Origin of the sequence: Thioalkalivibrio nitratireducens DSM 14787 (genome assembly GCF_000321415.2) — a bacterium.
Taxonomy (GTDB): Bacteria; Pseudomonadota; Gammaproteobacteria; order Ectothiorhodospirales; family Ectothiorhodospiraceae; genus Thioalkalivibrio; species Thioalkalivibrio nitratireducens.
The window spans coordinates 2824748-2851732 of sequence record NC_019902.2 but is presented as its reverse complement, the minus strand read 5'-3'; the positions used below and the strand labels follow the sequence as shown (position 1 = coordinate 2851732).

Here is a 26985-nt window from a genome sequence, read left to right as displayed (position 1 = left end):
CGCTGCCGACCCGGGGCACCGCGGTGACCCTGTCCCGAGGCACACCGGCGTATGAGAGATGTACACCGGGCGTCTGCTGGCAGGGTCTGCCGCGGCGGGCCGCTCGGCCAGAGGTCATGCAAGCGACGTGCCGGACGCGGGCGCGCGGTCCAGGGCCGATTCCCGCAGCCGCATGGCGGCGAAAGCGTTCCAGGCGCGGGACGGAACGTTCCGTTGTGAAACGTTCGGGTGCGGGGCCGCGGGACGGTCAGGAGAGCACGCCGCTGGCTATGATCCCGTCGAAGATGAACTGGACCGCCAGTGCGGCCAGCAGCACACCGAGTATCCGGGTGAGCACCTGGGCACCGATAATGCCGAGAAACCGCTGGATGCGCACGGCGGCCAGCAGGCAGACTAGGGTAAGCAGCAACACCAGCAGCAGCATGGCCAGCACCGTGGCTTGGTGCCGCCAGTCGGCGGCGCCGGCCATCAGCAGGATCGCTGCGCCCATGGCGCCCGGGCCTGCGATCAGTGGTGTGGCCAGGGGAAACACCGAGATATCGGTTCGCCGCGAGGCCTCCCGGGTTTCGCTAGGCGTTGCGGAAACACCGCCGGACTGGCGCGCGAAGACCATGTCGATCCCGATCAGCAGCAACAGAATGCCGCCCGCGGTGCGCAGTGCCGGCAGCGAGATCCCCAGCCAGCCGAGCAGTGTCTCACCGACCAGCGCAAAGGCGAGCAGGATACCGGTCGCCACCAGCGTCGCGCGAATGGCCATGGTCCGCCGCGCGGACTCCGGGTGATGCGGGGTCAGCGCGGCGTAGACGACCGCCACATCTACCGGCCCCACCGTCACGAAGAAGGTGGCGAAGGCGACGATGGCGACTTCGATCATCGCGGGATCGGCATCCGTGCGGGACGTCGCTGGGCCGCCCCCTGGATCCGCGCAGCATCCCGGGGACGGCTTCAGGGGAGCGGCAGGTCAGGGACGATCGCCAGCCCGGCCCGGCGCATCGGCACCGGCCTGGGCGAGGGCCACCGGGCGTGCCGTGTCGTCGCCTTTCGTTTCCTGCTCGGTGGCCAGGGAGTCCGGGCCGTCTTCCTGTTCCTTCACCGACTTGCGGAAGTTACGCAGGGCACTGCCCAGATCGCCGCCGACGTTGCGCAGCTTCTTGGTGCCGAACAGAAGCACCACGATCGCGAGGATGATGACTAGTTGCCAGATGCTGATACCGCCGATTCCCATAGTGGATTCTCCAGAATGTCAGAGGGTTGGCTTGCAGTAGTGGATGCCGGGGGCGCCCGCAGGATCCCGAGTCTAACCCATGAACGGTGGCCGCGGCTGCCCTGACCGACGGGCTGCGGCATCGCGGCGCGTCCCGGGTGGTGGAAATCCTGCAACTCGCGTGCCGGTCTTCAGCCGCGCTGGCTGCGTTCTCCCACCACGGCTCACGGCCGCGCATCCAGGAACAACAGCATGGTTTCGTCGCCCACCTGCAACCGGGCCTGCCAGCGGCCAGGCATCGTGAACACGTCACGGGCGCGGTACTGGCCGGGACCGATCCGTTCCACCGCGGGACGCAGCGGCACCATGCGATGGTCCGTCATGTCCAGCACCAGGTGCACGCCGGGGTCTGTGGCCAGCGGCACGGCTTCCAGGTCGGTGACGTCCAGCTGCAGACGGAAGCCCGGGTCGGCCGGAACAAAGGCGACATCGATTCGATAGGGTCCGAGCTGCTCCGCCAGTTCCACCGGATCAAGCAGCGATGACGGCGCCCCCGGCGGCGACCGCGTCACGTAGTAGCCGGCGGCGACCAGCGCCAGGATCAGCAATCCCGCTTCGACCCGGATCGACCACCCGAGCCGAGTCGCGGTGCCGGTGCGCGCAGCCCCCGGAACCAGTGCCCAGCGGTTGAGTGCGGCGATCCCGAGGATCAGCGCGACCAGGAACAGCTTCAACAGCAGCGCCTGGCCATAGGGCGTGCCCAGCACCTGCGCCGGGCTCCAGAAGTGGGACCAGATCCCATACGTTCCCGTGACCAGGATCGCGATGACCCCGGCCAGGCCGACGGCCGAGGTCCTGCGCATGGCTTCCGGCAGCCAGGCCGGTGCGGGTTTGCGGTTCCAAACGGGCATCAGTGCCAGGCAAACCACGGTCCCGACCCACGCAGCGACCGCCGCGAGATGGACCGCGTCGGCTGCCACCAGCAGGTGACGGCCGTCGCCGGCTGCGTGGCTGGTGAGGCTGACGCTCAGAACCAGGGCTGCGCCGAAAAACGCGTGGGCGGCCCAGCCGGCGCGCCGAGGCAGCAACCGCCATGCAGCGAGAAAAGCGACGAGCAACCCCAGGCGGGACAGGCTGATCCGGCCGTGCCGGGTTTCGGTCAAATAGGCCGAGGTCATCTCGGGGTCGAGCGTGCCGAGCGCAGTCCAGATGACCTGCAGCACGTCGCCCACGGTGCCCGCTGCGAGCATCCCGACGCCGGCCCAGGGCAACAGCCGGCGGCCGCCAATGATCGGGTCCGGTGCAGCGGACGGAAGGATTGCGTAGCGCACGAACCCCGGTGCCAGCAGGAACACGAGTCCCGCAAGCACCAGGGTCGTCCAGAAGAACTCCACGGGTCAGTGGCCCGAGGCGGTCCCACCCGCGTGCACGAAGGCATGAAAGCCGGTGGTCGTGTGCCCGTCCACGGAAAGCACCCGCCAGACCACCGCGTAGGCCCCCGCGGGCAGCGGTTCATCGCTATGCAGGGTGACCTCGGCCGACTGCGAGGACAGGTCGCTCTCCAGTTCCACTTCGTGGTGGACGCTCTCCTCGGTGTCGACCTCCAGCTCCGAGGCGAGCGTATTGAGCTGGGTCAGATTGCGGATGCCGTTCTCGGGAAGGCTCAGGCGAAACGCCCGGAACGTGCTGAAGCGACCCACCACGGGCTCGCTGAAGACCAGGCGGATTTCCCGGAGTCCGGCGGCATCGACGATCGCCTCGGGCGGTTCAGCCGCGCGCAGGTGTGCGTGTGCGTCGGCCGTGCCGGGTGCCGCGACGAACACCGCTGCGGCCAGCACTGCGAATGCCAGACGCGCGAGTCTTGGTTTGGTTGCGTACATCGCTTGCCTCCGTTGGTTGTGGGTCGATCAGGTCCGCGGCGCCGCGGCCGTCCGTGCGGAGAGCTGGCTGGGGGCGAAGACCCTCCGGCGCATCGGGCCCCGGCGTCGCGGATGGAGCACCCTCATGCGAAAAGCGTGCCGGACCGGAGCGGCCCTCTGTCGCAGCTGCCGGGGCCGTGCGTTTGGTCACGGCGTTGCGCCGAGAGGCGTTTCACCGGCCCGGAACGGAACAGGCTGTTTCAGGCTGGAACGCGCCGATGTCGGCTGGCTCCGGAAATTCCGCCCCACGACGCGCCGCAGCTGTGCTGGCACGGATCTCGCTACGTCCTGGTCACCGCGACGAACGCGGTTTGCTGGTCGCCGATTGCCCGGAATGCGAAACGGCCGCCAGTGCTTTTCCGTAGCACATTATCCACTTGGAGGAGTCAGCAATGAACAATTCCGACCATACCGACGGCAAGGATCTGTCCGAGCCGAACATCGCCGCGGAGGCCACCGAGGGTAGCGTGGAGGACACGGGCGCATCGGAGTCCCGGCGCAAGTTCCTGAAGACCGTCGGCATCGGTACTGGCGCCGCGTTCGCCGCCACCGCCGCCGCCCCGTTCATGCCCGAGAGCGTCCGCGGCCTGGTGACCCAGGACGCCCAGGCCCAGCTGTTCGGCCGCAGCGGCAGCAAGTACGTCAAGATCCAGGACTTCTACGACCAGCTCGGCAAGTACGTGCTGGTGGCCCCGGGCAAGTTCTCCGGCACGGTCGCTGCGACCGACCTCAGCACCGGCTGGACGATGGCCTGGCTGGCCGCGTGGAACTACGGCGACACCTGCCCGATCATGCACCACATGGCGGCCTTCCCGTCCCCGGACCCCTACAAGGAGTTCGAGTTCGTGGTGAATACCCAGGGCGGCAAGAACCTGTTCATCTACGGTGTGCCGGCCACGGTGGAAGACCCGGGCGAGGGCATGAAGATCTACCGCATCAAGTACGACGGCACGCGCATGAACATGCAGCGCGATGCCGCCGAGGTCAGCGGTCTGGGGCTGGGTGTGCACGTGACGATCACCCCCGAAGCCGACGGCTATGCGGTAGGCGACGGCCAGAAGGACATCTGCGCCGAGTTCGACCGCGAGACCGACAAGGTCCGGTACGCCTGGTTCTTCGACTGGGACGCCAACGTCAAGGATTTGAAGCGCGCCTGGCTCGATGGTGGTGTGATGACCATCAAGCGCCTGAAGCCGACGCTGGCCGACGGTCGTTACGACCTGCAGGGATCGAAGGGCAACAAGATCGACTGGGAACTGGTGCCGGGTGGTGAGCTCGCGATCGAGGACGGCAAGGTCTCCGGTGAGCGTACGCTCAATGCCTGCGCAAACGATGCGCTGGTGTTCGACCCGCGCGGCAAGTGGGCGGTCGCTTCCATGCGGCTGACCGGTGTCTGCGTCGTCTTCGACCGCGAGAACCAGATGCCGGTGGCGGTCCTCGCCGGGCCGAAGGGCACCCCTTCGCAGTTCCCGCTGGTCAAGGTCGACGACGACACCTGGACCGTGGAGATCCCCGAGGTGATCAGTGCCGGTCACCAGGCGGGCTTCTCGCCCGACGGTAAGAGCTTCCTGTTCATGAACAGCCTGCGCCAGAACAATATCATGGTCTGGGACAGCTCCAACTTCGAAGATCCCAGCAAATGGGAAAAGAAGGCCGTCGTCGAGAGCCCCGACTGGCGCGGCGCCTACCCGAACACCTTCCACATGGTGTTCACGCCGGACTCCAAGAAGATTTACGTCACGATGTGGTGGCCGTCGCCGACCCCGAACGGGATCGCGGTCATCGACGCGGAAAACTGGCAGGTGCTGAAGGAGGTCGATCTCGGCCCCGACATGCATACGCTGGCGATGACCTACGACGGGAAGTTCGTCGTCGGCACGCTCTCCGGTTACCAGAACACGGCGTCCGCGATCGTGATCATGGAAACCGAGACCGACGAGGTCCTTGGCTTCCTGCCCAGCCCGATGGGTCATCACGACAATGTGATCGTGCCCCGCACGCTGGAGGACCTGCGCATCAGCCGTTCCACCACGACCTGACATCGTCGTGCGCATTGGGGCCGCCGTCCGGCGGCCCCTCTTTTGATGCTCGGGGGGCGGAATGAATCTCTTTACGCTGGCAGCACACAACCTTTTTCGCAAGCCGTTTCGTACGGCCGCACTCGTGCTCGCGGTCGGGATCGCGACCGCAGCGGTGTTTGCCACCGCGACGCTGATGCACGGCATCGAGCGGAGCGTGGATCACGGATTCTCGAAGCTCGGGGCCGACCTGATGGTCGTGCCGCGAGGCACCATGGTCGGCATGGAGCGCGCGCTGCTCACCGGCGAGCCGTCGACCTTCTACATGCAGGCGGATCTGGCCGAGGAGGTGAGCGCGCTGCAGGGCGTGAACACCGTGGCCTCGCAACTCTTTCTCACCACGGCCGATGCCGAGCACTGCATCGTCGGTGATGCGTTCCTGGTCGGTTTCGACCGGGAGAGCGACTTCACCGTGATGCCCTGGGTCAACGAACGTCTGAACCGCGAGATGCAGCCCGGGGACGTGGTCGTCGGCGGTGCCAGCCAGTTCGAGCTGGGTGAGAGTGTCTATTACTACGGGCGCTACTTCACGGTGTACGGAAAGCTCGACCGGACCGGCATCGGCCTGTCCGACAACGCGATCTTCCTGGATCTTGCCGACGCCTACGCGTTGGCCGATGCGTCGCGCGACTACGACGACGTCGAACTCGGCTTCGGGCGGGGCGACATCTCCGCGGTGCTGGTTCGGCTCGAGGGCGGGGCGAATGCGGACCACGTGCGTTTCGCGCTGGCGCAGAACCCGAACATCTCCGTGGTCACCGCCGGCAACGTGGTGACCGGCGTGCGCCAGAACGTGGTCGCGCTGTTCGCCGGCACCGCGCTGCTCACAGGCGTGCTGATCGTAGGCAATGTCCTGATGATCAGCGCGATTTTCTCCACCATCATCAACGAACGCCGGCGCGAGCTCGGTCTGCTGCGGGCGATCGGCGCGCGCAAGGGCCGGGTGTTCAACCTGGTGCTCACCGAGTCGGCGATGCTCGGGGCCGCGGGCGGGCTGGCCGGGGTCGCGCTCGGGCTGGTTCTGCTGCGAATGTTCAGCCGCACGATCGTGTTCCACCTCGAGCTGCTGAACATCCCGTTCCTCTGGCCGCCGGTCGAGAACATCGCGCTGATGGGCGGTGCGGCGGTCGCGATGGCGCTGCTGGTGGCGACGCTGGGCGCGAGCTACCCGGCGGTCTCGGGCGCACGACTTGAACCCTACGACGCGATTCGGGCAGGTGAATGATGTTGTTGCGTGGCGAAGAACTGTCGAAGTCCTATGTGATCGGGGACCAGCGCATCCACGCGGTCCACACCGTCTCGGTTGATATCGTGCCGGGTGAGTTCGTCGCGGTGATCGGGCACTCCGGCAGCGGGAAGTCGACCCTGCTGAGCATGCTCGGAGGGCTCACGCGGCCCACCTCGGGAACGGTCTATTTCGAGAATGAATCGCTGTGGGGGCAGCGGGATTCGCGCCGGTCGCTGATGCGCAACGAACGGATCGGGTTCGTGTTCCAGTTTTCGAGCCTGATCCCGACCCTGACCGCGCTCGACAACGTGGTTCTGCCGCGAATGTTCGGGCGGGAACGCGTCTCGGCTGACGTCTATTCCCAGGCCGAGGCGTTGCTCGACACCGTCGGGCTGACGGAGAAGATCCACTGCTACCCCAGCGAGTTGTCAGGCGGGCAGCAGCGGCGCGTCGCAATCGCCCGTTCGCTGATCAACCGGCCGAAGCTGCTGTTCGCCGACGAACCGACCGGCGACCTCGACGAGCAGACCGAGGCCGAAGTCATGGACCTGCTGCTGCAGACGCTGAACCAGGATGGCACCGCACTGCTGATGGTCACGCACAACAACGCGCTCGCCGAGCGGGCCGATCGTGTGCTGAAAATGAAAGATGGGAGACTCCTATGAACATCATCCAGATCGCACTGCGCGAGGTGAGCCGCCGGAAAATGCGGACGCTCTACACGGCTTCGGGCATCGCCCTCGCGGTCGCGTTGCTGATCGCGACCATCACCGTGGGTGGCGGCGGATACCAGGAATTGAGCCAGACCATCAACCGCTACGGCCACCAGCTCACGATTCTTCCTGCGACCACGAATGAAACCAGCCTGCAGGGATTCGGTATCGGCGGCGAGCACTACATCCCGGAGGATGCGATTCCGCACATTCGGGAAGTCTACGACCAGGCGATCATCGAGGGCTGGCGTGCGCGCGACGCACTGATCCTGATCGAGGGCTTCATGGGCGATCAGGAACAGGTCGACCCGCCGACGTTCGCGCCCCGGGTCTATGCCGAGACGCAGTTGGAGGGACGGGACATCGTGTTTGCCGGGATCGAGCCGCGCAACGAGTACATTGCGAAGTTCTGGTGGGAAGTCGATGTCGGCGATCTGCTGCGGCGCGACGACGAGATCATGCTGGGCAAGATCCTCGCGTCGGCGACCCGGACCCAGGCCGGCGATGAAGTCGAGATTGCGGGGCAGACGTTCCGGGTAGCGGGGATTCTGCAGGAAACCAACTCGCCCGACGACTACATGGCCTTCGGCACCTTGCCGACGGTGCAGCGGGCGTTCAACCGGGAAGGACAGGTTTCGCTGATCAACGTGCGCGCGATGTGCAACTACTGTCCGGTCGGTGAAGCGGAGCTCGCGATCAACCAGGGTGTGGTCGGGGTGCGTGCCACCTCGCAGCGCGACGTCGCCGCAGCCCAGGCGGCGATCTTCAGTAACGTGTTCGCCACCGTGGTGGGGTTCGTGGTCATGGCGTTCGTGATCGCCTGCATGGCGGTATTCAACATGATCATGGGTTCGCTGCATGCGCGTATCCGCGAGGTCGGCCTGCTGAAGGTGCTTGGCGCGTCGCACGCACAGCTGGTTCGGTTGTTCATGTACGAGGCGGCGCTGATCGGCGTGGTGGGCGGCCTGCTCGGTTACCTGCTCGGCGCGGGCATCGCTCACCTGCTGGGCCCGGTGGTGATGCCCGACGTGGTGATCCGGTGGCAGTGGGAACACGTGGCGCTTGCCGTCGGATCGGCGCTGGTGGCCAGTTTGCTCGCGACGCTTTATCCGGCCTTCCGTGCCTGCAAGGCGCGTCCTGTCGAGGCCTTCCGGGCCCTCTGAAACCAGCAGAATCCAGGAGGTCAACGTGGATCCGATCGTACAACTGAGGGGTGTCTCCAAGAGCTACAAGACCGGCGAGGAACGAGTAGCCGCGCTCGAGGATGTCGACCTTGAGATCGTCCGTAACGAGTACGTCGCGATCATGGGGCCGAGCGGCTCGGGCAAGTCGACGCTGTTGAACCTGATGGGCGGAATCGACCGCCCGACCAGCGGGGAGGTCTGGCTCGCCGGCCAGCGCATCGACCAGCTGTCCGAGCGGCAGCTGCTGGAGGTGCGCCGCCGGCGGGTTGCCTACGTGTTCCAGGATGCCCGGTTGATGCCGTCGCTGACCGCCATCGAAAACGTGATGCTGCCGCGCGCGTTCAGTGCGCGCAGCCGCGGTGATCGTGCGGCGGCGCTCGAATGCCTCGAACGCGTGGGATTGCGGAAACGGGCGGAGCACATGGTGCACGAGCTCAGCGGCGGCGAGGCGCAACGGGTTAGTATTGCCCGGACGCTGATGAAGGAACCCGACCTGATCCTCGCGGACGAGCCCACGGGGAACCTGGACCGGAAGTCGCGCATGGACATCGTGCATCTGTTCGAGGAGCTGAACTCGATGGGCAACACCATCGTGCTGGTCACGCACGACCAGGAGATCGGTGACCGTACCCGGCGCTGCATCCGGATCGACGACGGGCGTCCGCTCGAGGAGGCCGCGTGATGAGCGCCGCTACCACGACCGCGGGCAAGATCCCGCCGCACAACCGGGTACGCAAGCGCCGGCACGGTTGGAAGCGGATTCTCGGCAAGTTGCTTTTCTGGATCGCGATCGTCGCCGGCTCCCTGACATTGCTCGACTGGGGAGTCGGCGCGTATCAGGCCGGCCTGGTCGAGGCGCGCGAGCAGCGCATGGAGGAGCTGCAGCGAATGGCCTGGCGCCATCTGCGCGCGGATCTCGACGAGGTCACGATGAACCCCGACGGACGCTATCGCGTGACCATCTGGATGGAGAACCTCTACCCGGAACACGACATGTACTTCATGGTGCCGTCGGTCCGCGGCTACCTGCAGGTGGGGCCACGCTGGGAGCAGATACCGGTGGTGGCGGCCGAGGACGGCAATTCCAGGGTGCCCGGCTCGGTCATCAACCTGTCCGACCGCATCCATCTCGACCTGTTGATGGAGGCGGACGGCTATGACGAGTACTACGAGATGCTCGAAGGCTACATGCACATCCGTTTCGACAACACCATGTACCTGAGCCCCGAAGCCGAGCCGCAGGAGGACATCGTCGAGCGCACGGACTGGTACTATGTCCACCTCCGTCCACCGGACGCGGATGTCGAAGCACTCGCCCGCAGGCATCGGTTCGGGGGAGACGGCGCGCCGCTGTTCATCCCGATGCCGCCGCACTGATGATCGTGGTCGGCATCAGCATTCGGCTTCTGGCGCGGGCACTGCTGCTGGCCGGCGTGCTGCTGGTCGGTTGCGGGCAGGGTGACGGTCCACTGGAACTCGAGGTGGACGCGGTGGAGGAAGTTTTCGTCGGGGAAGGGAGCACCGACGGCCTGCTCGCCGTCACCGTGACATTGGAAAACCGCGGACCCCGGGCGGTGCACGTCTTCTACAACGGGATCCGCCTCGTTCCGGAGGGCGCGGATCCCACGGGGTATGGCGAGTTCATCCGCGACCTCGGACCGCTCGTCGCGCAGGATCCGGTACCGGCGGAGCACGCAGAGTTGCGGGTGACGCTGGACGCGCTGGGCTTCGACCGCGCCTGGGCACGCGCAACGGTCCGGAACGAGCGCGCGATCGAGCCTGGGGAATCGGTTCGGGAACGGTTCGGCTTCAGGGTCGACGGACCCACGGGCTGGGGTACGCTGGAACTGCGTTACCATGATGACGCGACGGACCGCTTCGAACGTATGCAGCGGCCGGTGCGCGTTGTCTCCGACTCGAGGTGACCACTGCGCGAGGCGCGGGCGTTCCGGCATGCCGGGGCGCGCGTTTCCCCGGCCCGAATCCGGGCCGTCGGGCCCGCCGAGCGGGGGAGCGAGTTGGAACAAGGCCAGGTATCGACGCAGCCCGGGAGCGGGTTGATCAGCGCAGGAACGGAAGCGGTGGGCGGACCCGCCTCGGGTGTGCCGTTCGGGCAACTCGGGATCGCCGTGCTGGTCGTGCTGCTGCCACCGGTCGCGGTGCTCGCGCAGCACTTCCTGTTGCCCGTTGCCGCGGATGTGCACCACCACAACATCGGTGCCCATCTGCTGCTGGAACTGTTCTACGGCTTCATGGCCCTCGTGGTCGCAGTCATCCTGTTCCAGGAATCTCGTCGCTATCGCAATGCGCGACTGGCGGTGATGGCATATGCGTTCATCGCGATGGGAGTGTTCGCGCTCGCTCATGCAGCGGCGCCGCCGGGCTCGGTGCTGTTCGTCTGGTTCCACTCGGTATCGGCGCTTTCAGGGGCGCTGCTGCTGGCGCTGTCGCTCGTGGTCGCAAGGTTCGGCTGGTGCCGGCCAGGGTCCGCAGCGCCGTTGGCAGGCGTGTTTCTGGCCACGATGCTGGTGGTGTTCGTGTCCGCGCAGTTCAGCGAACGGGTGCCCGCGATGCTGATCGATGGCGAGTTCGCGCCGCTGGCCGTCGCGATGAACCTGGTGGCCGGTGCGCTGTTCCTCGTGGTCGGGGTTGCGTTACTGGCCGATTTCCTGCGCGCGCGCGAGCCGGTGTTCCTGGTGTTCGCGGTGGTGGTGCTGCTCCTGGCCCAGAGCGAGTTCATGTTTCCGTATTCGAGCCTGTGGGACGTGAACTGGTGGATCTGGCACGGCGTCCGCGTGGGGGTGGTGGCCGTGCTGATCGTGATGCTCGCGATAGAGTTCGTGAAGGGGTTCCGGCAACTCGAGTTTTATCACGAGCGGCTGCTCGGCGCGATGCAGTCGGTCGAGCACAGCAACCGCCGGATCCGTGACGACAACCAGATGCTGGCGGCGCATGCGGCGATTCTCGAGGACATCAGCCGGTCGCTGGACACCCGGGCCGTGCTGGAATCGATCCTGAATGCAGCGCGGCGCCTGCCGGGTGTCGTCAGTGTCGAGATCGTGCAGGACCAAGGCCCCGGCCGGTCCGCCCTGCCGGAGGCCGGGGACACCACGCCCGGCGGTGGATACCCGGGTCGAGGGAATCTGCGGCTGATGCATCCGCTGGTCGGGCGCGACCGTGTGCTGGGCAGCATCCGCTTCGACTACCGCGAAGATTATCTTCCGGTGGCCGAGGATTCGGTGCGCTTGCAGGTGTTTGCCAACCAGGCAGCCGTGGCGCTGGAGAGGGCGCGATTGCACGAGGAACTGGTGAAGCGGCACCGGCACCTGATGGCGATGTACGAAACCCTCAGAGAGGTGACCTCGAGCATCGACCTCGACCGGATCCTGGAGATCTTGCTACTGCGCGAGCTCCAGGTGCTGGAGGCGCGTCGGGCGCTGGCCTATCTGCTCTCGGAGGACGGTAGGCTCGCGACGGTTGCGGCCGAGCACGCGGCGCAGGGGCAACTCGGGCTCCGGGGTGCCGTGTTCCAGATCGCCACGCATCCCGCGCTGCACCCCTGCGTAAGCGAGCGGCGGACCGTCGACATTGCGCTGCAGTCGGATGGCGCACCCCGTTTCCCGGAACCGGTGATCCAGTCGGGCATCGACGCCGGTGAGCTGGGAGAGGCACTTTTCATCCCGCTGCTGGTCGAACGGCGGGTAATCGGCTGTGTCGCGCTGCTGCTGGGCCCCGCGCAGCGACTGGGCCGCGACGAAGTGGCGTTGGCGCGCGCCCTTGCCGGCCAGGCCGCGTTTGCGATTCATCATGGGCGCCTGTTCCGGGAGAGCCAGTGTTCGGCGCAGTTCCGCACCGGACTCAGCGAGACGATGCTGGCGATGGTCGCGGCTCGGGATCTCGACACGGTGCTCGCGGTGGTCTGCCGCGGGGCGATGAATCTGCTCAAGTGTTCGCCGGCATTGCTCTGTCTGTTCGAGCGCGAGTCGAGCAGGCTCCACGGTTGCCTGGTACGGGCCGAGTCGACCCACCAGCCGCAGCGCTTCCAGCGGAACCTGGCCGCAGGAGAGGATTCGATCCAGCGGCTGCTGCGCGACCGTGTGCCGCTGTGCCTGGCCGCCGGACAACTCGCGGAACTCGGCCTCGGTGGGCTCGAACCCGGGCTGGAGGCGATGCCGGTGCTGCTGTCCCCGTTCAGTGCCCGGGAGCGGCTGGTGGGCTTCATGATCCTGCCCGTGCCGAGGCAGGAGACGCTCGGGCGCGACTTCGTCGAACAGACGATGCTGTTCGCCCAGCAGGCCGCGCTGGCGATCGAGACCGCGGCGCTGATCCAGGATCTGAAGCAGGCCTATATCGCGCTGGAGAATGCCCAGGAAAGCCTGGTGGAGTCGGAGCGTCTGGCGTCGCTGGGCGAGATGGCGGCATCGCTGTCGCACGAGATTCGCAACCCGCTGGGTGCGATCACCAGTGCGCTGGGGCTGTTGCAGTCCGAGCGCATGGACGGCGCAGAGCAGCGGGAACTGCTGGAATTGATGGAGGCGGAAGTCAACCGCCTGAACCACCTGGTGTCCGACACCCTCGACTACGCGCGTCCGGCGCGTGTCCGCGAACAACATTTCGAGTTGGGCCCGCTGATCGACCAGATCGCGAGGATCGCGTTGGTGCGCTTTCCGGAGCTGGTCGTGCACAAGGAGATTCCTGACGACCTGCCGGTTCTGAACGGGGAGGCGGCCGAGGTCCAGCAGGTCCTCGCCAACTTGCTAGACAATGCTGCGGCTGCGACCGATGGTCAAGGGCCGGTGGCCCTGCGGGTGCGTCCGGAAGCGGACCGGTTGTGGTTGGAGGTGTCGGACTCGGGTCCGGGAGTCGCCTCGGAGATGCGCGACCGGATTTTCGAGCCGTTCCAGACGACCAAGCCGGACGGCGTGGGGCTGGGGCTGGTGATCGTGCGCCGGATCGTTTCGAACTGGGGCGGAACCGTGGAACTGGAGAGTGAACCCGGAAAGGGGACACGGGTGGCAGTCTGCCTGCCATTGACCGGCGGCCCCGAAACACCGAACGGAGTGGAGCGATGACGGCAAGGGTACTGATCGTGGACGATGAGCGGGGTCTTCGGCGCACATTGGAGTTCCTGCTCTCGAAGGAGGGTTTCGACGTGAGCCTCGCGCAGAGCGGCGAGGAGGCGGTCGCGCGATTCGACGAACAGCCCGCCGACCTCGTGCTGACGGATCTGCGCATGGAGGGTATGTCGGGTCTGGACGTGGTGCGCGAGATCAAGCGGCGGGTGCCCGAGACGGAGGTTCTCGTGATGACCGCGTACGGGAGTATCGACACCGCGGTCGAGGCGATGAAGCTCGGTGCAACGGACTACATCACCAAGCCGGCGAGGAACGACGAGATCCTGCTGAAGGTGCGCAAGGCGCTCGACGGGCGCTCGCTGCGCAGCGAGGTGGCGCAGCTCCGGACCGAGGTCAGCGGCGGCATCGGGCTGGGTGCGCTGGTCGCGAAGAGCCCTGCGATGCGCGAGGTGCTGGCAAGGATCCACAAGGTCGCGCCGACACACCTGACGATCCTGATTACCGGCGAGACCGGGACCGGAAAGAGCTGCATCGCCCGGGCCATCCACCATCACAGCCAACGGTCCGACGGGCAATTCGTGTCCGTGAACTGCGCGGCGCTTCCCGAGCCGTTGCTGGAAAGCGAACTGTTCGGCCACGCGAAAGGTGCTTTCACCGGGGCGACACAGGCGCGGCGAGGCCTGTTCGAGGAGGCCCACAACGGCACGCTGTTCCTGGACGAGATCGGCACACTGCCCGCGAACATGCAGGCGAAGCTGCTGGGTGCGTTGCAGGATCGCGAGGTCCGGCGCGTGGGTAGTAACACCACCCAGGCGGTGGACGTGCGCGTGATCGCGGCCACCAACGCGGATCTGGAAGAAGCGGTCGCACGCGAGGAGTTCCGCGAGGATCTGTTTTACCGGCTGAATGTCGCGCGGCTTCAGGTGCCGCCGCTGCGTGAGCGCAGGGAAGATATCCCGGTGCTGGTGCGGCGCATCCTGGAGCGCCTGCCGGCCGGTGACGGCTGCGATGGGTTCACGGTGGATGACGAGGCCATGTCGGCGCTGTGCAATGCCGAGTACCCGGGCAACGTGCGCGAACTGGAGAATGCGCTGGAATGGGCGGCGGCAGTCTGCCGGGGGCGCCGGATCACCGTCGCCGACATTCCCGAGACCCTCCAGCGGCCTGCGCGCACCGCGTCCGCACCGGCAGCGGTGCACGAGGAGGCAGCGCCGGCAGATGGCAGCCTGGCGCGTCACGAGCGTCAGATCATCGAGGAAAGCATCGTGCGCTGCCGATGGAACCTGACCGCTGCGGCCAAGTCGCTCGGCATCGGCCGGACAACGCTCTGGCGCAAGATGCGCCAGTACAACATCGGGCGGGATCCGGCCTCGTCCTGAGGGAATCGCTGCGATCCGGTCCCCCGGGGGGCCGGATCGCAGTCCATCGCTAGTGATGGTGATCGCCGTGATGGTGATCGCCGTCAGCGTGGTCATGGGAATGACCGTCGGTTTCGGCAAGCGCCGCACCCTGGGCTCGGTCCCGCATGAAGTTCACCAGATCCCAGATGTCACGCTCGTCGAGTGCGTCCCCGAAACCTGGCATCGGACCGCGCCCGATCCGCACGCGGTAGGCGAGATCGCCGTCGGTGTGATGGGGCGCGTGCTCGACCAGATCGGCGACCGGCGGGTCGAGATCGTGCGCGTCGGGTCCGTCGCCGCGCAGCGTTTCACCGTGGCAGCGCACGCAGTGTTCCGCGTACAGCACCCCGCCTTGGTCGAGTGAGCGCGCATCGGGGGGGATCGGGTTCTCGCGCTGGATCTCCGCCTCCGGAACTTTCCAGCCGCTGCCATGGCCATGGTGGTGGGGCGGATGAGCGAGCACTGCGCCGGCTGCGGCGAGACCCGCGGCCAGCGCAACGAGCATGCTGCCGGATTTCAGATCGCGTTGCATCGGGTACCTCCTAGCCGTACATCTCGGCGGTGATGTTGTCGTACCAGCCGCGCGCGTAAACGGCCTCCAGCTGGCGGAAGTTGTCGTCCGCCTGCCCGGGGCTGACCCCGGCACCCTCGGAGGCCACGATGCTGCCGCCGTCGAACCGATAGACTGCGGAGACCGAGATGCCGTATTCCGGGCCGACGAGGCTGTAGCAGGTCGAAGACCACGAAGGCTCGGCGGGATCGAAGCCGCGCAGTGCGGCGACCACGGCGGCCGCGCAGACCTTCGCCTGACTGTTCGCGGCGAAGCCGGCCTTCGGCATTGCGCCCGCGATGCTGGCGTCGCCGATCACATGGATATGCGGGATCTGTCGTGACTCGAACGTCTGCTGGTTCACGGGGCACCAGCCGCTCTCATCGGTCAGGCCGGTATTGCGCGCGATTGCACCTGCGTGCTGTGGCGGGATGAGGTTCACCACATCGCCGCGGTAGCGGCCGGAGGGGGTGAACACCTCCCGGGTGGCGGTATCCACGCGTTCCACGGTGCCGCCCTCGATGCCGGGTACCCACTCGATCATTCCGGGATAAAGCGTTTCCCAGCCGGCCTGGAACAGCCCCTGTTTCGCAAACGCGTTCTTCGCGTCGAGGATCAGGATCTTGGACCGGGGCTTGTGGTGCTTCAGGTAGTGCGCGATCAGCGATGCCCGCTCGTAGGGCCCCGGCGGGCAGCGGAAGGGGTTTGCCGGAGGTGCGATCACCACTACGCCACCGTCGGACATCGCCTCGAGCTGGCGGCGCAGCAGCAGGGTCTGCTCGCCCGGACGCCAGGCGTGGGGCATCGCCTCCTGTGCGGCCTGGTCGTAGCCCTCGACCGCGTCCCAGCGCAGATCGATTCCCGGTGACACGACCAGCCGGTCGTAACCGATCGCGCTGCCGTCGTCGAGCAACACACGATGGCCGTCGGGGTCGATCGCCTCGACCCAGCGCTGTACGAGCCGAACGCCGTGGTGGTGCTCCAGGTGGGAGAGGTCGTGCGTGATCGACGCGAGATCCCGTTCCCCTCCCAGCACGAGGTTGCTGAAGGGGCAGGTGGTGTAGGTGTCGGACGGGTTGATCAGCGTGACCTCGAGATCCGGGTCGAAGTGGCGCAGGTAGCGGGCGCAGGTGCTGCCTCCGAACCCGCCCCCGATCACGACGACACGATGCGCCTTGTTTCCGCTGTCGTGCATCGCATGGCCGTAGGCGAGGGACGAGGCGGCCGTGGCCGCGCCTGCACCGAAGAGTTGAAGAAAGCGTCGACGATTGATGGCATTCATGTCCGGGGCTCCGCGGTTAGTGGTGGGCGATGTGCTGGGCGATCGAGGCGATTTCGTCCTCGCTGTAGCCGCGCGCCTGGCGCTGCATTACCGTGCTCTCGCGGGCTCCCGAGCGAAATTCGAGCATCGTCTGCGCGATCTGGTCGGCATCGAGGCCGGAGAGCGACGGAATTCCCCCCTGGCTGTCACCGTTCGGACCGTGCCAGCCGTAGCAGTTGCCTGCGAGCAGCGACCCCCGCAGGTCGTTGGCGCCGGCACTGCCGGCGATGCCGACGACGACCAGCGCGAGGGCTGGCAGCAGCGCGTACCTGAAACGTCGATTCATCGTTCTTCCTCCTGGTTCGGTCGTGGACGGGGGAGCCAGCGATGTGGCTCGCGTTCGGTTCCCGCCGGGAACAGCAGCAAGGGCCAGGCCAGCGTACGCCAGGAAGGTCTCGCGACTCATGAAACATCAAATAAAACAAAAAGATCTGTCCGGAAGGCGTGGTCTGGCGAGGAACCCGGATGTTTCACGCTGGTTCGATCTGGAACGGGATGGTTCGCCTGGAAACGGCGCCTGCCGATGCGCCGCGACGGTCGGCTCGGCAACTGCGCGGCACCGGCTCGGCTGCCACTGTGTGATCTGCCCCTGCGGTTGGGGCATCTCACCCGGAAAATTCCGATTCCGACAGGGACGGCTGAGTGCAGGGCATTGAGACAAGGGGATATTCAGGTTCTGGCATAAGGGTTGCGTACGGGCCGGTCCCCGCACTTCCAAGGAGATGTCTGCTCATGCCACGCCATTGCAAGCGCATCCGGCCCGGCTGGATCATGCTCGGCCTGACGGTGCCCTGGATTCCCCAGGCGATCGCAGGTGAACGGCTCGACGAGGTTACCGTTACCGGCACGCGTGAGGCACAGGCGGTGGAGGAAACCCCGGCCGCGGTCTCGGTGATCGATGCCAGCGAAATCGCTGAAGCGCGCCCGACGCATCCATCCGAGCTGATGAGCCGTGTGCCGGGAGTCCACGTCAACGTGACCGGGGGCGAGGGGCACATGACCGCGATCCGGCAGCCCATCACTACCGCGCCGGTTTACCTGTTTCTCGAGGACGGGATCCCGACGCGTTCGACCGGGTTTTTCAACCACAATGCGCTGTACGAGGTCAACCTGCCGCAGGCCGGGGGCGTCGAAGTGCTTCGTGGGCCGGGAACCGCCCTCTACGGATCCGATGCGATTGGCGGGGTGGTGAACGTGCTGACCCGTCCGGCGCCGCTGCATCCAGAAGCGGAGGTTCAGCTGGATGTGGGCGAACACGGATACACGCGGCTGATGGGCAGTGCCGGCAATACCTGGGACAGCGACGGTCTGCGAGCGGACCTGAACCTGACCCGGACCGATGGCTGGCGCGACGGTACCGGATATGATCGCCAGAGCCTGAATCTGCGCTGGGACCGCTTTCTGGACAGCGGCGCAGTATTGAAGACGGTCATTGCAGGATCGAGGATCGACCAGGACACCGCCGGTTCTTCGCGCCTGTCCCGCGAGGACTACGAGCAGAGGCCGACCCGCAACTACACCCCGATCTCGTTCCGAAAGGTCGGGGCCTTGCGGGCCTCTACAGCCTACGAAAGGGAGACCGCCGACAGCCTGCTGAGCGTCACGTCCTATCTGCGCCAAAACACGATGGACCTGATGCCGAACTGGACGCTGAACTTCGATCCATACGTATCCGAGACGGAGAACCTGTCCGCAGGGCTCTTGCTGCGGCACCGGCGCGACTTCGAACCGATGCGGACTCGCGTGATCGTGGGTGCGGACTTCGACTATAGCCCCGGGAGTCGGGTCGAGCGGCGCATCGAGACGACCCGCGATGGCCGGGTGTTCACGGACTACACGGTGGGTGAGCGGATCTATGACTACGACGTGACGTTCATGAGCGCGTCGCCCTACGTCCACCTCGAGTCCTCGCCGAGCGAGCACCTGCGTCTGAGCGCCGGCCTGCGCTACGACCGCATGCGTTACGACTACAAGGACCGGCTCGACACACCACCGAGCGAACGGCATCGGAGGCCCGAGAGCACCCAGGTCGATTTCGAGAGCTGGAGCCCGAAGCTGGGCGCGACCTACGCGTTCCACCCGCGGCTGAGTGGTTTCGCCGCCTACCGCCATGCCTTCCGCGCCCCCTCCGAGGGCCAGTTGTTCCGGCCCGGGACAGCGGTCGGGAGCGTCGACCTCGATCCCGTCAAGGCCGACAGTTACGAACTGGGACTGCGTGGCCGCATCGGCGAGGGCATGGATTTCGAATTCACCCTGTACCAGCTCGATAAGCGCGACGACATCGTACGGTTTACCGACACGGCCACGGGGGTGCCAGAAACCACGAATGCGGGACGGACGCGGCACCGCGGCGTCGAGGTCGGCGTGGGTTCCGACCTCGGGCAGGCGCTGCGGCTGGACGTGGCTCTCAGCCATTCGCGCCATACCTTCGAGGAATGGAGTCCGCGGACCGGGCTCGATTTCGCCGGCAACGAGATGAGTTCTGCCCCCCGCCTGGTGGCCAGCACGCGGCTGGGGTACCGACCTGCCTGGCTGCAAGGCCTGCACGGCGAACTGGAATGGGAGCGCGTTGGGCGCTACTGGATGGACGACGAGAACACGACGCGTTACCGCGGGCACGACCTGGTGCACCTGCGCATGGCCTACCGGATCGGCGACGACCTCGAGGTCTTCGGGCGTGTGCACAACCTGACCGACGAACGGTACGCGACCGCCTCGGCCTTTACCCAGGCCCGTGGCGAAGAACTGGCCCCCGGGCTTCCCCGTACCGTCTATGCCGGCGTTCGGTACCGATTCCAGTGAGGGGGCGAGCGATGGTGCAGAATCCGATGAGGGTCGCCGTGCTGGCGGCAGTGGTCTGCGTGTTCACGCCACTGCCGGCCGATGCCACCGACGGCGGGACGACCGACACGTCTCGTCACCCCGACTGCCGCAACGACCCGGCCCCGCTCTCGGTACACTGCGGGCACACACCGACCCCGGTGATCGACGGAGAGGGGCGGCTACGGGTCGCCTGGGTACAGCGGGACCGGGTGCTGGTGGCCGCGTCCGACGATCGGGGCCAGACCTTCGACGCACCGGTCGCGATCAATCCGGAGCCCGAACCGATCGACCATAACGGCGAGAACCGTCCCAAGCTGGCGCTGGGTCCCGCCGGCGAATTGTATGTGTCGTACACGCGGCGGTTGGAGCGCCGTTTCAGCGGGGATATCCGCTTCAGTCGCTCCCTCGACGGCGGTACCCGTTTTTCCAACCCGGTTACGGTCAACGACAATCGCGAGCCGATCAGCCACCGGTTCGATGCCCTCGGTGTCGATGGCGAGGGCGCGGTGTTCCTCGCCTGGCTGGACGCGCGCGATGCCGCTGCTGCCGACCGTGTCGGCCATCGCTACCCGGGGTCGGCCCTCTACTACGCCCGGTCCACGGACGGCGGCCGGAGCTTCTCGGTCAACCGCAAGCTCGCAGACCACAGCTGTCAGTGTTGTCGAATTGCCCTGGACATGGATCCGGACGGTCTGCCCGTGCTGATCTGGCGCCACGTCTTCGGAACGAGTACCCGAGACCACGCGCTGCTGGCCTTTCGCGGCCACGGCAGGCCCGGGGAACTGCGCCGAGCCAGCGAGGACGGATGGGAAATCGACGCCTGTCCGCACCACGGTCCCGGCCTGTCGATACACGACGACGGTGTATACCACATGGTCTGGTTCACCAATGCCAGCGAGCAGCGGCGCGGACCGTATTATGCCCACTCGACGGATGCAGGCCGGGCTTTCTCGGACCCCTTGCCGGTGGGTCGACGTGACCGGTCGGCGAGCCATCCGGATGTACTGTCCCTCGGTGCACGCGTGGCGATCGCATGGACCGAGGTCGACGGTGACGACACGATCCTCAAGGTGATGCAATCGGCCGATGGCGGCCGGCGCTGGGGTGCCCCGTTTGAACAGGCGCGAATGCCAGGTCCGGCGGACCATCCGCTGTGGCTGGAGAGCAGGGGCGAGGCCCTGCTGTCCTGGCACGGGCCTGCGGCCGGATACCAGCTCTTCCAGGTTTCGGCGCCATGACCTGGCGACCGGCCTTCGTCCGGGCACAGGCTATGCTGACGGTCCCGGTGCTGTGCTCAGGGGCATGGGCGGCTGACGCCGGGTTACGCCCGTTCGTGCAGGACAGCATCGACGAGATCGAGGACAGCCATGCTGGCGGGCCATTCATCCTGAAACTGTGGTCCCTCGACTGCGGACCGTGCCGGGCCGAGTTGCCGCACTGGTCCGACCTGGCCCGCCGGTTCCCCGACCTTGCGCTCGTTCTCGTCTCCGTCGACCCCTATGAAGACCGGCACCAGGTCGAGACATTTCTGACTGACCACGGACTCGATGGCCAGGAGCGCTGGATCTTCGCCGATCCGTTCGTGCAACGCCTGCGAGTCGCGATCGACCCCGGCTGGTACGGCGAGCTGCCGCGAACGTATTTCTATCCACAAGGCCATGAGCGCCAAGCGGTCAGTGGGCGTCTGTCGCTGGATCGTGTCGAGCGGTGGATCTGCCTGAACGTGGCAACACACTCCGGTGCATCGAGTCCATCCTGGAATGGCGGCCCCTGCTGAACCGATTTCCGTCCCGTGCGTCGTGGGACAGGCCGCCGCGCTTGCGGTTGCGCTCGGGCTCCATGCCGCAATGGTGGCCATGCTCGGCTGGTCCGGAGAGGACCCCGAGCAGCCGCCAGCCGTGGTGACCGGGTTCGAAATGGTTCGTCTGGCCGCTCCCGCACCGGAGCTCCCGGCCGGGACGCCCGAGCCGGAACCCGAGCCGGAACCCGAGCCGGAACCCGAGCCGGAACCCGAGCCGGAACCCGAGCCGGAAACCCAAACCGGAACCCAAACCGGAACCCAAACCGGAACCCAAACCGGAACCCAAACCGGAACCCAAACCGGAACCCGAATCGGAACCCGAACCGGAACTCAGGCCGGAACCCAGGCCCGTTCGGGACGCCGAGCCGCCGGGGCGCACGGCCGCGGAGGACACCGATGCCGGGCCGCCCGAACCTCCGGCGTTCGTGCCGCCGTCGAGCCAGGCGGCCTACCTGAACAACCCAGAGCCCGTGTATCCGGCCGCTGCGCGCAGCCGCGGAATGGAAGGGCTGGTATTGCTCGAGGTCGAGGTGGGAGCCGATGGTCGGGTGCTCTCGGTGACCGTGCACTCGGGCTCGGGATTCCGGGTGCTGGATGCCGCTGCGCAGGATGCCGTCCGGCGCTGGCATTTCGAGCCGGCCCGACGCGAGGGCCGCCCGGTGGTGGCGACGGTGGAGGTGCCGATCCGTTTTCGGCTGGCGGACGGCTAGACGAGACCTGGCATCAGGCAATGCTGCGCGTCGCTGCAGCGGGGTGCCGTATCACGAGACCTTGAGCGAGGAGAGAACGATGGATGGTGACCTTTGGCTGGGTTGGTGGGGGCACGCCGACCTGGTGGTACGCGGCGTCTTCCTGCTGCTGGTGGCGCTGTCGGTGTTGAGTTGGACCGTGATCCTGTACAAGGGCGTGCAGTTGCGGCGCGTTTTCACGATCGAGCAGCGCGGCGCGGCAGCCTTGAGCGAGTGGTCTTCCGAGGGACTCGGAAACGTGTTGAGACCGGGTTCACCGTCGAGCCGGGTCTTCGCGGACTTAAGGTGGGCCCACCTCCGGGGAACGGACCGCGACGACCTACGGGACCTGGTGGCCCACCGGGTACGGTCCCAGCGTGCACGCCTCGAAACCGGGCTGGTCGCACTCGCGACGACCGGAAACACGGCTCCGTTCATTGGTCTGCTCGGGACGGTATGGGGCATCATGCATGCCCTGCAGGCTCTGGGCGGGGCCGGGGGGGCGATCTCGATGGATTTGATCGCCGGACCGGTGGCCGAGGCGCTGGTCGCGACCGCAGCCGGCCTGTTCACCGCGATCCCGGCGGTCGTCGGTTACAACCTGCTGCTGCGTCGGTTGCGGCGTATCATGGGAGTGCTGGAGGGCAACGCCCTGCAGATGCTGGCCTGCAGCGGGGTCCCAGGAGATGGCATGGCTGCACCGGCCGCGCCGCTGCGACCGGGGAGGGTCGTCTGATGGCCGGGGGGTTGCTGGGCGACGAGGATCAACCGCTGTCGGAAATCAATGTGGTTCCGCTGGTGGACGTGATGCTGGTCTTGCTGGTGATGTTCATCATCGCAGCCCCCGTGTTCGCCCAGGCCCTTGGCGTGGATCTGCCACGGGTGGAGGCGCCTGCAGACGCCGAGCCTACGGTGGTGACCTTGGTGCTGCATGGCGATGGCCGGTTACTGCTGGACGATGTGCCAGTGCAGCGTGAGGCACTTGCGGGCTTGTTGGAAGAGTACGTCGGCAAGGAGCCTCGTGTGGTGGTCCGGCTGGGTGCGGACGCGTCGGTCCCCTACCAGAAGGTCGCCGAGCTGGTAAGCGTGGTGCAACACAGCGGCGTTGAACGTCTCGCGTTCGCGACCCGCAATCCCTGACGTGGGGGTTCGAGGGATGGCGGCCGCGCTGACGCGGCCGCCATCCGGGCAGTGCTGAACTCCCGAAAGAACCGTCTTTCGGGTCAAAGACCACGGAGTGGACGTGTCTGCTGCCAGACCAGGCCGATTCCGAAGCGGTTGCTGCGGTCGGGGAGCGACTGGTCGCGGGTCCATTCGACCCGGACTGCGAGACCGTGGTCGAAGCGATAACGCCAGGCGATCCCGAGACGTTCTGGGTCGTCGTCATTGAGCAGGTTGGCATCCTCCGCGAGTCCCGGCGCGGCGGCCCCGTGCAATTCGTTCTTGAGCTCCAGTCGCTCATATCGAAGCCCCAGCGTGTGCCGGCCCCAGTGCAATTCGGGCTGGATCCAGCCGCCCCGGTAGTCACCGGTGTAGTCGGCCCGGCGCAGGGCATCCGACAGCGCTCCGTCGCTGCGGGCGTCCAGGAACTCGCCGCTGACGCCAATCGCCAGGTCCGGACGAACGAAGTGGCGGACGCTGCCGTGCAGTCCAGTCAGCCGGGTGTCGCCGGTGAAGCGGATGTCCGGCGGCATTTCCTCGTTCGGAAGCCCGTGGCTGTGGCCTTCCTGGTAACGCGCATCGGGGCGGAGCCGGGCATCGGCATGCAGGTGCCAGAGTCCGACGTCTGCCTGCTGACGGTGGCCGGACCAGCGGTAGGTAGCGAACAGATCCCAGGCGCCGCCGCCGGAGCCGCTGGTGGCGGGAAAGTTCGAACCCCGCCAGAGCTCGACACCGGCCGAGAGTCCGTCGGGGTCTGAACGCATCAGCAGGATCCCTTCGTCGTGGTAATGACGGCCCAGGAACACGTCCATCGCCAGTGGCGCTTCGCTGAACAGCCGGGTGGACGGGTGTTCGGCAACTGCCGGCGAGAAGCGCGGCGACATTCGCCCCGCCTCGAACAGTACGGGCTGGTGCGCGAGTTCGTGCGAGAAGCCCACAAACGCATGCTCGAGCTCGATGTCCACGTCCCCGCTGTCGCCCCCGTGGCCGTGGGCGGCGATCTTCGCACCTACGTGCAGCCGATCGCTCAAAGGGTGTCGGATCCCCAGGAAGGCATCATCGAGCTCCAGGCCTTCCTGGGCCGGCAGCGCGTGGCCGCCCATCAGGGCGCCAGGGATGCGCCAGGGCAGACCGTCGTCAACTACGCCCTGGGATCGCCAGGTCAGAGACAATCCGGCACTGACCTCGGTCTTCGCCGGTGCCGAGACCGGTGCATGGGCGTGGCCCGGACGCGCGGTCAGGGCCAGGGATGCGGCGACGGCGGCTGCGAGGAGGGCGATGGGAACGCCGGGAACCATGTTCCCGCGGTCGATGCATGCGGTCGGTTTCATTCCTGTTCTTCCCAGGGGTTGCTGAAGCGTGGATTGGTGGTTACGGATTCGTCGGTCAACGCGTGCAGGAAATCGAGCACCGCCTGGAGTTCGGCGTCCGAGAGCTGGAAGCCGACCACGAAACCGTCCTTCAACGGGTTCATCCGGCCATCGCCGACATGCGGGCCGGTGGTGACATTGCGACCGCCCGCGGCGTAGGTCTGGATCACCTCTTCCAGGGTTTCGATGGACCCGTCGTGCATGTAGGGTGCGGTCAGTGCCACGTTGCGCAGGCTGGGGGCCCGAAACCGGCCCATGTCGCCCGGCCGCCCGGTGATCTCGTGAACACCGGTGTTGGGTTCCGGGTAGCCGCCCAGCCCGTCGATGTTGAACAGGCCGGTGTTGTGGAACGGCATCTCGCGGAAGAAATGGCTGCGGTCGTAGACCGAATTCGTGAAGTTGTACCCGCCGTGGCAATGGAAGCATTCCATCCGCTCGCTGAAAAACAGTTCCATGCCCTGTCGCTCGCTGGCGGTCAGAGCGTCGCGGTCGCCTTCCTGGTAGCGGTCGAAGCGGGAACTGAACGCCGTGATGCCGCGTACGAAGCTGGCCAGTGCCTGCACCACCCGGTGGAAGGTGAAGGGCTGGTCGTCGTCGGGAAACGCGTCGGCGAACAGGCGCTGGTAGACCGGATCGGTCTCCAGTTCGTACAGGATCTGATCCCGGTTGCTGTCGTTGATGCCGTGTTCGACCGGTTCCTCGCCGAAGAGTGGGATCATGATCTGCTGCTCGATGGTCAGCAGGACCGGGTTGGCCCAGGTCAGCGATGGGAAGTAGGCGGCGTTGACCAGCCCCTGCGAATTGCGGGGGTGCACTTCGCCGGTCGCGCCGACCGGCAGGGCGCGACCGTCCGCGAAGGCCTTGTCCTGGTGGTGGCACGACGCGCAGGCGATCGTCCCATTGGCCGAAAGGCGCGTGTCGAAGAACAGGTGCCGGCCGAGCTGGAACTTCTCCTCGGTCATCGGATTGCCCTCGGGTTCGACGGGCAGCGGAATCCGTTCGGGCACGTCGTACTCGAAGGCGCTGAGTCGGGCGCCGTGGTCGTCGACGAAGGTCTCGCTGCCGCAGCCGGGCAACAGCAAGAGAAGCGCCAGTCCGGTCGCGGCCACCCCCCATGCGCCGGATTCTCGGATCCGGTGCAGCCTGCCGGGCTGAGGTAGCGGGCGCATGGGGCGCGAGACGCGGTGGTGGATGGAATCAGGCCATGCGCTACATGAAGGCCGATGCTGGGGAGCACGGGTGCGTGTCACGGGAGTTCTCCGGGAGATGCGGGCAGAACGAGGCCGTGACGCCGGCGGGGCGCGCCGGCGTCACGTTGTGCTCTGGGAGGGTCGGCTTCGGGTCAGTTCTGGCCGACGGTGAACACGGCTTGCGGCAGCGACGGCTCTGGGCCGTCCCCGAGCGCGATGCCGAGCTGCTGGAACACGGGGCCACACTCGGGGTCGCCCGTTCCGGACATGCAGCCGGCGGCGCCGCCGTCGTCGATGCCGAGGTTGCTCGACTCGACCAGCCGGGCGTAATCGATGTTCACGTGGCTTTGTTCCGGGTAGAAGCCGTCCAGCGCGACGTCCACGCGGTTCGGGTGCAGGCAGGACACCGTCTCGCCGACGGCCGGATCGCCAGTGCAGCCGGTGCTGCCGAGGTGGAAGTTCCAGCGAGAACCCGAGAACTCCGGATCCGACGGTCGCAGGATCCCGCCGACCGGTTCGACATCGAAGCGCATGAATTTGTAGCCGCCCTGCCAGTTCCAGAACATCGGGGTCCGGTTCAACGGGCTCGGCGCGGTCGACGCGTCGATGTGATTCAAGTCGTGCGGCACGCCGACGGTGAAACGCAGCCCGGCGATGGTCGTGGCGGCGGAGTCGTAGGCGGCGGTGCCGCGCACCTCGTGGTTCATCGGCTTGTCCGCGCCGAGGCAGAAGTCGCCACGGTTCTGGAAGTCCAGCAGCGCCACGTTCTCGAACTGCCACGGGCTCTGTTCGAGTTCCAGCTGGATCTCGGTGCCATCGTCTGCAACCAGGCGCACATCGTGCACGAACAGGGCGAAATCCGTAAGCCGTGCCTCGGTGCCCGAGAGGCCCAGACCATACAGGGGCTGGTCGCAGGCAATGGCCGTTCCGGCTGCGTGGGCCTGGAACGGGATGACCACCTCCTGCGAGGTCGGGTTCAGCCCCTCCTGGCCGGGATCCCCGGTCCCGGTGCTGGAGCCGGAACCTCCGCAGGCGGCGGTGAATGCGCTGGCGACGGCGAGCGTGAGCAAGCGATGGGTGTTATGCATGGATCTGTCCTCTCCTCTGGTATGTCCCCGCTGGTCGAGCGGTCCGCGGGTTCTCTGTCTTGTCCGGCCGCGCTGGCGCACGACGGCCGGGCAGGGCTTCGGTCAACCCCGCGTTCAGATAAAGGCAATCGTCATGCCAAAATATATTGTTC

Annotated in this window: 25 protein-coding genes; 15 read left to right on the top strand and 10 right to left on the bottom strand. The window is 66.7% G+C overall.

The features are described 5' to 3' along the window. Positions 1-247: 247 nt before the first annotated feature. The 4 genes from TVNIR_RS13070 to TVNIR_RS13055 all read right to left on the bottom strand — a co-directional run bounded on the left by TVNIR_RS13070 (position 248) and on the right by TVNIR_RS13055 (position 3084). A complete protein-coding gene (locus TVNIR_RS13070; RefSeq protein ID WP_015259514.1) occupies positions 248-874 on the bottom strand; it encodes a MarC family protein in 627 nt (208 codons plus the stop codon). Positions 875-961: 87 nt separating this feature from the next. After that, the gene (gene tatA, locus TVNIR_RS13065; protein ID WP_015259513.1) at positions 962-1225 is read right to left on the bottom strand and encodes a twin-arginine translocase TatA/TatE family subunit; all 264 of its coding nucleotides are present in this window, start codon (positions 1223-1225) and stop codon (positions 962-964) included. Between the two features lie 203 nt (positions 1226-1428). Beyond that, complete coding sequence (locus TVNIR_RS13060; protein WP_237251638.1) at positions 1429-2574, bottom strand: CopD family protein; 1146 nt, start codon at positions 2572-2574, stop codon at positions 1429-1431. Between the two features lie 27 nt (positions 2575-2601). Further along, complete coding sequence (locus tag TVNIR_RS13055) at positions 2602-3084, bottom strand: copper resistance CopC family protein (protein WP_015259511.1); 483 nt, start codon at positions 3082-3084, stop codon at positions 2602-2604. A 431-nt stretch (positions 3085-3515) separates the two neighbouring features. On the opposite strand from TVNIR_RS13055, the gene TVNIR_RS13050 reads away from it, so the two are divergent. The 9 genes from TVNIR_RS13050 (at position 3516) to TVNIR_RS13010 (ending at position 14780) form a co-directional block, all read left to right on the top strand. Beyond that, positions 3516-5162 (top strand): YncE family protein, encoded by a 1647-nt coding sequence (locus TVNIR_RS13050; protein ID WP_015259509.1) that lies wholly within the window; start codon positions 3516-3518, stop codon positions 5160-5162. Between the two features lie 61 nt (positions 5163-5223). After that, entirely contained in the window at positions 5224-6426 is a 1203-nt protein-coding gene (locus TVNIR_RS13045) for an ABC transporter permease (RefSeq protein ID WP_015259508.1), read from the top strand. Beyond that, entirely contained in the window at positions 6423-7094 is a 672-nt protein-coding gene (locus tag TVNIR_RS13040) for an ABC transporter ATP-binding protein (RefSeq protein WP_015259507.1), read from the top strand. Before TVNIR_RS13045 ends, TVNIR_RS13040 begins: the two co-directional genes overlap by 4 nt. Then, positions 7091-8305 carry an ABC transporter permease gene (locus tag TVNIR_RS13035; RefSeq protein WP_015259506.1) on the top strand — a complete coding sequence of 405 codons (1215 nt, stop codon included), beginning with the start codon at positions 7091-7093 and terminating at the stop codon, positions 8303-8305. Before TVNIR_RS13040 ends, TVNIR_RS13035 begins: the two co-directional genes overlap by 4 nt. A 25-nt stretch (positions 8306-8330) precedes the next feature. Then, a complete protein-coding gene (locus tag TVNIR_RS13030) occupies positions 8331-9008 on the top strand; it encodes an ABC transporter ATP-binding protein (protein WP_015259505.1) in 678 nt (225 codons plus the stop codon). Beyond that, positions 9008-9703: a hypothetical protein gene (locus TVNIR_RS13025; RefSeq protein ID WP_015259504.1), complete on the top strand. Its 696-nt coding sequence runs from the start codon at positions 9008-9010 to the stop codon at positions 9701-9703. The genes TVNIR_RS13030 and TVNIR_RS13025 overlap by 1 nt, the downstream gene beginning before the upstream one ends. After that, positions 9703-10251: a hypothetical protein gene (locus tag TVNIR_RS13020; protein WP_015259503.1), complete on the top strand. Its 549-nt coding sequence runs from the start codon at positions 9703-9705 to the stop codon at positions 10249-10251. Before TVNIR_RS13025 ends, TVNIR_RS13020 begins: the two co-directional genes overlap by 1 nt. A 156-nt stretch (positions 10252-10407) precedes the next feature. After that, a complete protein-coding gene (locus TVNIR_RS13015) occupies positions 10408-13398 on the top strand; it encodes an ATP-binding protein (RefSeq protein WP_015259502.1) in 2991 nt (996 codons plus the stop codon). Then, positions 13395-14780: a sigma-54-dependent transcriptional regulator gene (locus TVNIR_RS13010; RefSeq protein ID WP_015259501.1), complete on the top strand. Its 1386-nt coding sequence runs from the start codon at positions 13395-13397 to the stop codon at positions 14778-14780. The genes TVNIR_RS13015 and TVNIR_RS13010 overlap by 4 nt, the downstream gene beginning before the upstream one ends. A 49-nt stretch (positions 14781-14829) precedes the next feature. On the opposite strand, the gene TVNIR_RS13005 is transcribed toward TVNIR_RS13010, so the two are convergent. Genes TVNIR_RS13005 through TVNIR_RS12995 form a run of 3 tightly spaced genes read right to left on the bottom strand, consistent with a single transcriptional unit; the run spans position 14830 to position 16958 of the window. Then, positions 14830-15333, bottom strand: a complete 504-nt coding sequence (locus TVNIR_RS13005; RefSeq protein ID WP_015259500.1) for a c-type cytochrome — start codon at positions 15331-15333, stop codon at positions 14830-14832. Between the two features lie 10 nt (positions 15334-15343). Beyond that, positions 15344-16633: an NAD(P)/FAD-dependent oxidoreductase gene (locus TVNIR_RS13000; protein WP_015259499.1), complete on the bottom strand. Its 1290-nt coding sequence runs from the start codon at positions 16631-16633 to the stop codon at positions 15344-15346. 16 nt (positions 16634-16649) lie between these two features. Continuing rightward, a complete protein-coding gene (locus tag TVNIR_RS12995; RefSeq protein WP_015259498.1) occupies positions 16650-16958 on the bottom strand; it encodes a c-type cytochrome in 309 nt (102 codons plus the stop codon). 446 nt (positions 16959-17404) lie between these two features. On the opposite strand from TVNIR_RS12995, the gene TVNIR_RS12990 reads away from it, so the two are divergent. The 6 genes from TVNIR_RS12990 to TVNIR_RS12965 all read left to right on the top strand — a co-directional run bounded on the left by TVNIR_RS12990 (position 17405) and on the right by TVNIR_RS12965 (position 23164). After that, complete coding sequence (locus TVNIR_RS12990; protein ID WP_015259497.1) at positions 17405-19474, top strand: TonB-dependent receptor; 2070 nt, start codon at positions 17405-17407, stop codon at positions 19472-19474. An 11-nt stretch (positions 19475-19485) separates the two neighbouring features. Then, the gene (locus tag TVNIR_RS12985) at positions 19486-20733 is read left to right on the top strand and encodes a sialidase family protein (RefSeq protein WP_015259496.1); all 1248 of its coding nucleotides are present in this window, start codon (positions 19486-19488) and stop codon (positions 20731-20733) included. Next, positions 20730-21272 (top strand): TlpA family protein disulfide reductase, encoded by a 543-nt coding sequence (locus TVNIR_RS12980; protein ID WP_043739740.1) that lies wholly within the window; start codon positions 20730-20732, stop codon positions 21270-21272. Before TVNIR_RS12985 ends, TVNIR_RS12980 begins: the two co-directional genes overlap by 4 nt. A 449-nt stretch (positions 21273-21721) precedes the next feature. Then, a complete protein-coding gene (locus TVNIR_RS20775) occupies positions 21722-22006 on the top strand; it encodes an energy transducer TonB (protein ID WP_015259494.1) in 285 nt (94 codons plus the stop codon). A 79-nt stretch (positions 22007-22085) separates the two neighbouring features. Then, positions 22086-22760 (top strand): MotA/TolQ/ExbB proton channel family protein, encoded by a 675-nt coding sequence (locus TVNIR_RS12970; protein WP_015259493.1) that lies wholly within the window; start codon positions 22086-22088, stop codon positions 22758-22760. Then, positions 22760-23164, top strand: a complete 405-nt coding sequence (locus tag TVNIR_RS12965; protein ID WP_015259492.1) for an ExbD/TolR family protein — start codon at positions 22760-22762, stop codon at positions 23162-23164. The genes TVNIR_RS12970 and TVNIR_RS12965 overlap by 1 nt, the downstream gene beginning before the upstream one ends. Before the next feature lie 83 nt (positions 23165-23247). Here TVNIR_RS12965 and TVNIR_RS12960 read toward each other — a convergent pair whose 3' ends face one another. From TVNIR_RS12960 to TVNIR_RS12950, 3 genes are all read right to left on the bottom strand, one after another. Beyond that, positions 23248-24516 carry a hypothetical protein gene (locus TVNIR_RS12960; RefSeq protein WP_015259491.1) on the bottom strand — a complete coding sequence of 423 codons (1269 nt, stop codon included), beginning with the start codon at positions 24514-24516 and terminating at the stop codon, positions 23248-23250. Further along, positions 24513-25805 (bottom strand): methanobactin export MATE transporter MbnM, encoded by a 1293-nt coding sequence (locus tag TVNIR_RS12955; RefSeq protein ID WP_157092279.1) that lies wholly within the window; start codon positions 25803-25805, stop codon positions 24513-24515. Before TVNIR_RS12955 ends, TVNIR_RS12960 begins: the two co-directional genes overlap by 4 nt. 92 nt (positions 25806-25897) lie before the next feature. Further along, entirely contained in the window at positions 25898-26833 is a 936-nt protein-coding gene (locus TVNIR_RS12950) for an MbnP family copper-binding protein (protein ID WP_015259489.1), read from the bottom strand. Positions 26834-26985: the final 152 nt, after the last annotated feature.

Coding starts and splice junctions, on each gene's coding strand:
- TVNIR_RS13070 (WP_015259514.1), bottom strand. CDS start 874: ATGATCGAAGTCGCCATCGTCGCCTTCGCCACCTTCTTCGTGACGGTG.
- tatA (WP_015259513.1), bottom strand. CDS start 1,225: ATGGGAATCGGCGGTATCAGCATCTGGCAACTAGTCATCATCCTCGCG.
- TVNIR_RS13055 (WP_015259511.1), bottom strand. CDS start 3,084: ATGTACGCAACCAAACCAAGACTCGCGCGTCTGGCATTCGCAGTGCTG.
- TVNIR_RS13050 (WP_015259509.1), top strand. CDS start 3,516: ATGAACAATTCCGACCATACCGACGGCAAGGATCTGTCCGAGCCGAAC.
- TVNIR_RS13045 (WP_015259508.1), top strand. CDS start 5,224: ATGAATCTCTTTACGCTGGCAGCACACAACCTTTTTCGCAAGCCGTTT.
- TVNIR_RS13040 (WP_015259507.1), top strand. CDS start 6,423: ATGATGTTGTTGCGTGGCGAAGAACTGTCGAAGTCCTATGTGATCGGG.
- TVNIR_RS13035 (WP_015259506.1), top strand. CDS start 7,091: ATGAACATCATCCAGATCGCACTGCGCGAGGTGAGCCGCCGGAAAATG.
- TVNIR_RS13025 (WP_015259504.1), top strand. CDS start 9,008: ATGAGCGCCGCTACCACGACCGCGGGCAAGATCCCGCCGCACAACCGG.
- TVNIR_RS13020 (WP_015259503.1), top strand. CDS start 9,703: ATGATCGTGGTCGGCATCAGCATTCGGCTTCTGGCGCGGGCACTGCTG.
- TVNIR_RS13010 (WP_015259501.1), top strand. CDS start 13,395: ATGACGGCAAGGGTACTGATCGTGGACGATGAGCGGGGTCTTCGGCGC.
- TVNIR_RS13005 (WP_015259500.1), bottom strand. CDS start 15,333: ATGCAACGCGATCTGAAATCCGGCAGCATGCTCGTTGCGCTGGCCGCG.
- TVNIR_RS13000 (WP_015259499.1), bottom strand. CDS start 16,633: ATGAATGCCATCAATCGTCGACGCTTTCTTCAACTCTTCGGTGCAGGC.
- TVNIR_RS12995 (WP_015259498.1), bottom strand. CDS start 16,958: ATGAATCGACGTTTCAGGTACGCGCTGCTGCCAGCCCTCGCGCTGGTC.
- TVNIR_RS12990 (WP_015259497.1), top strand. CDS start 17,405: ATGCCACGCCATTGCAAGCGCATCCGGCCCGGCTGGATCATGCTCGGC.
- TVNIR_RS12985 (WP_015259496.1), top strand. CDS start 19,486: ATGGTGCAGAATCCGATGAGGGTCGCCGTGCTGGCGGCAGTGGTCTGC.
- TVNIR_RS12980 (WP_043739740.1), top strand. CDS start 20,730: ATGACCTGGCGACCGGCCTTCGTCCGGGCACAGGCTATGCTGACGGTC.
- TVNIR_RS12970 (WP_015259493.1), top strand. CDS start 22,086: ATGGATGGTGACCTTTGGCTGGGTTGGTGGGGGCACGCCGACCTGGTG.
- TVNIR_RS12965 (WP_015259492.1), top strand. CDS start 22,760: ATGGCCGGGGGGTTGCTGGGCGACGAGGATCAACCGCTGTCGGAAATC.
- TVNIR_RS12960 (WP_015259491.1), bottom strand. CDS start 24,516: ATGAAACCGACCGCATGCATCGACCGCGGGAACATGGTTCCCGGCGTT.
- TVNIR_RS12950 (WP_015259489.1), bottom strand. CDS start 26,833: ATGCATAACACCCATCGCTTGCTCACGCTCGCCGTCGCCAGCGCATTC.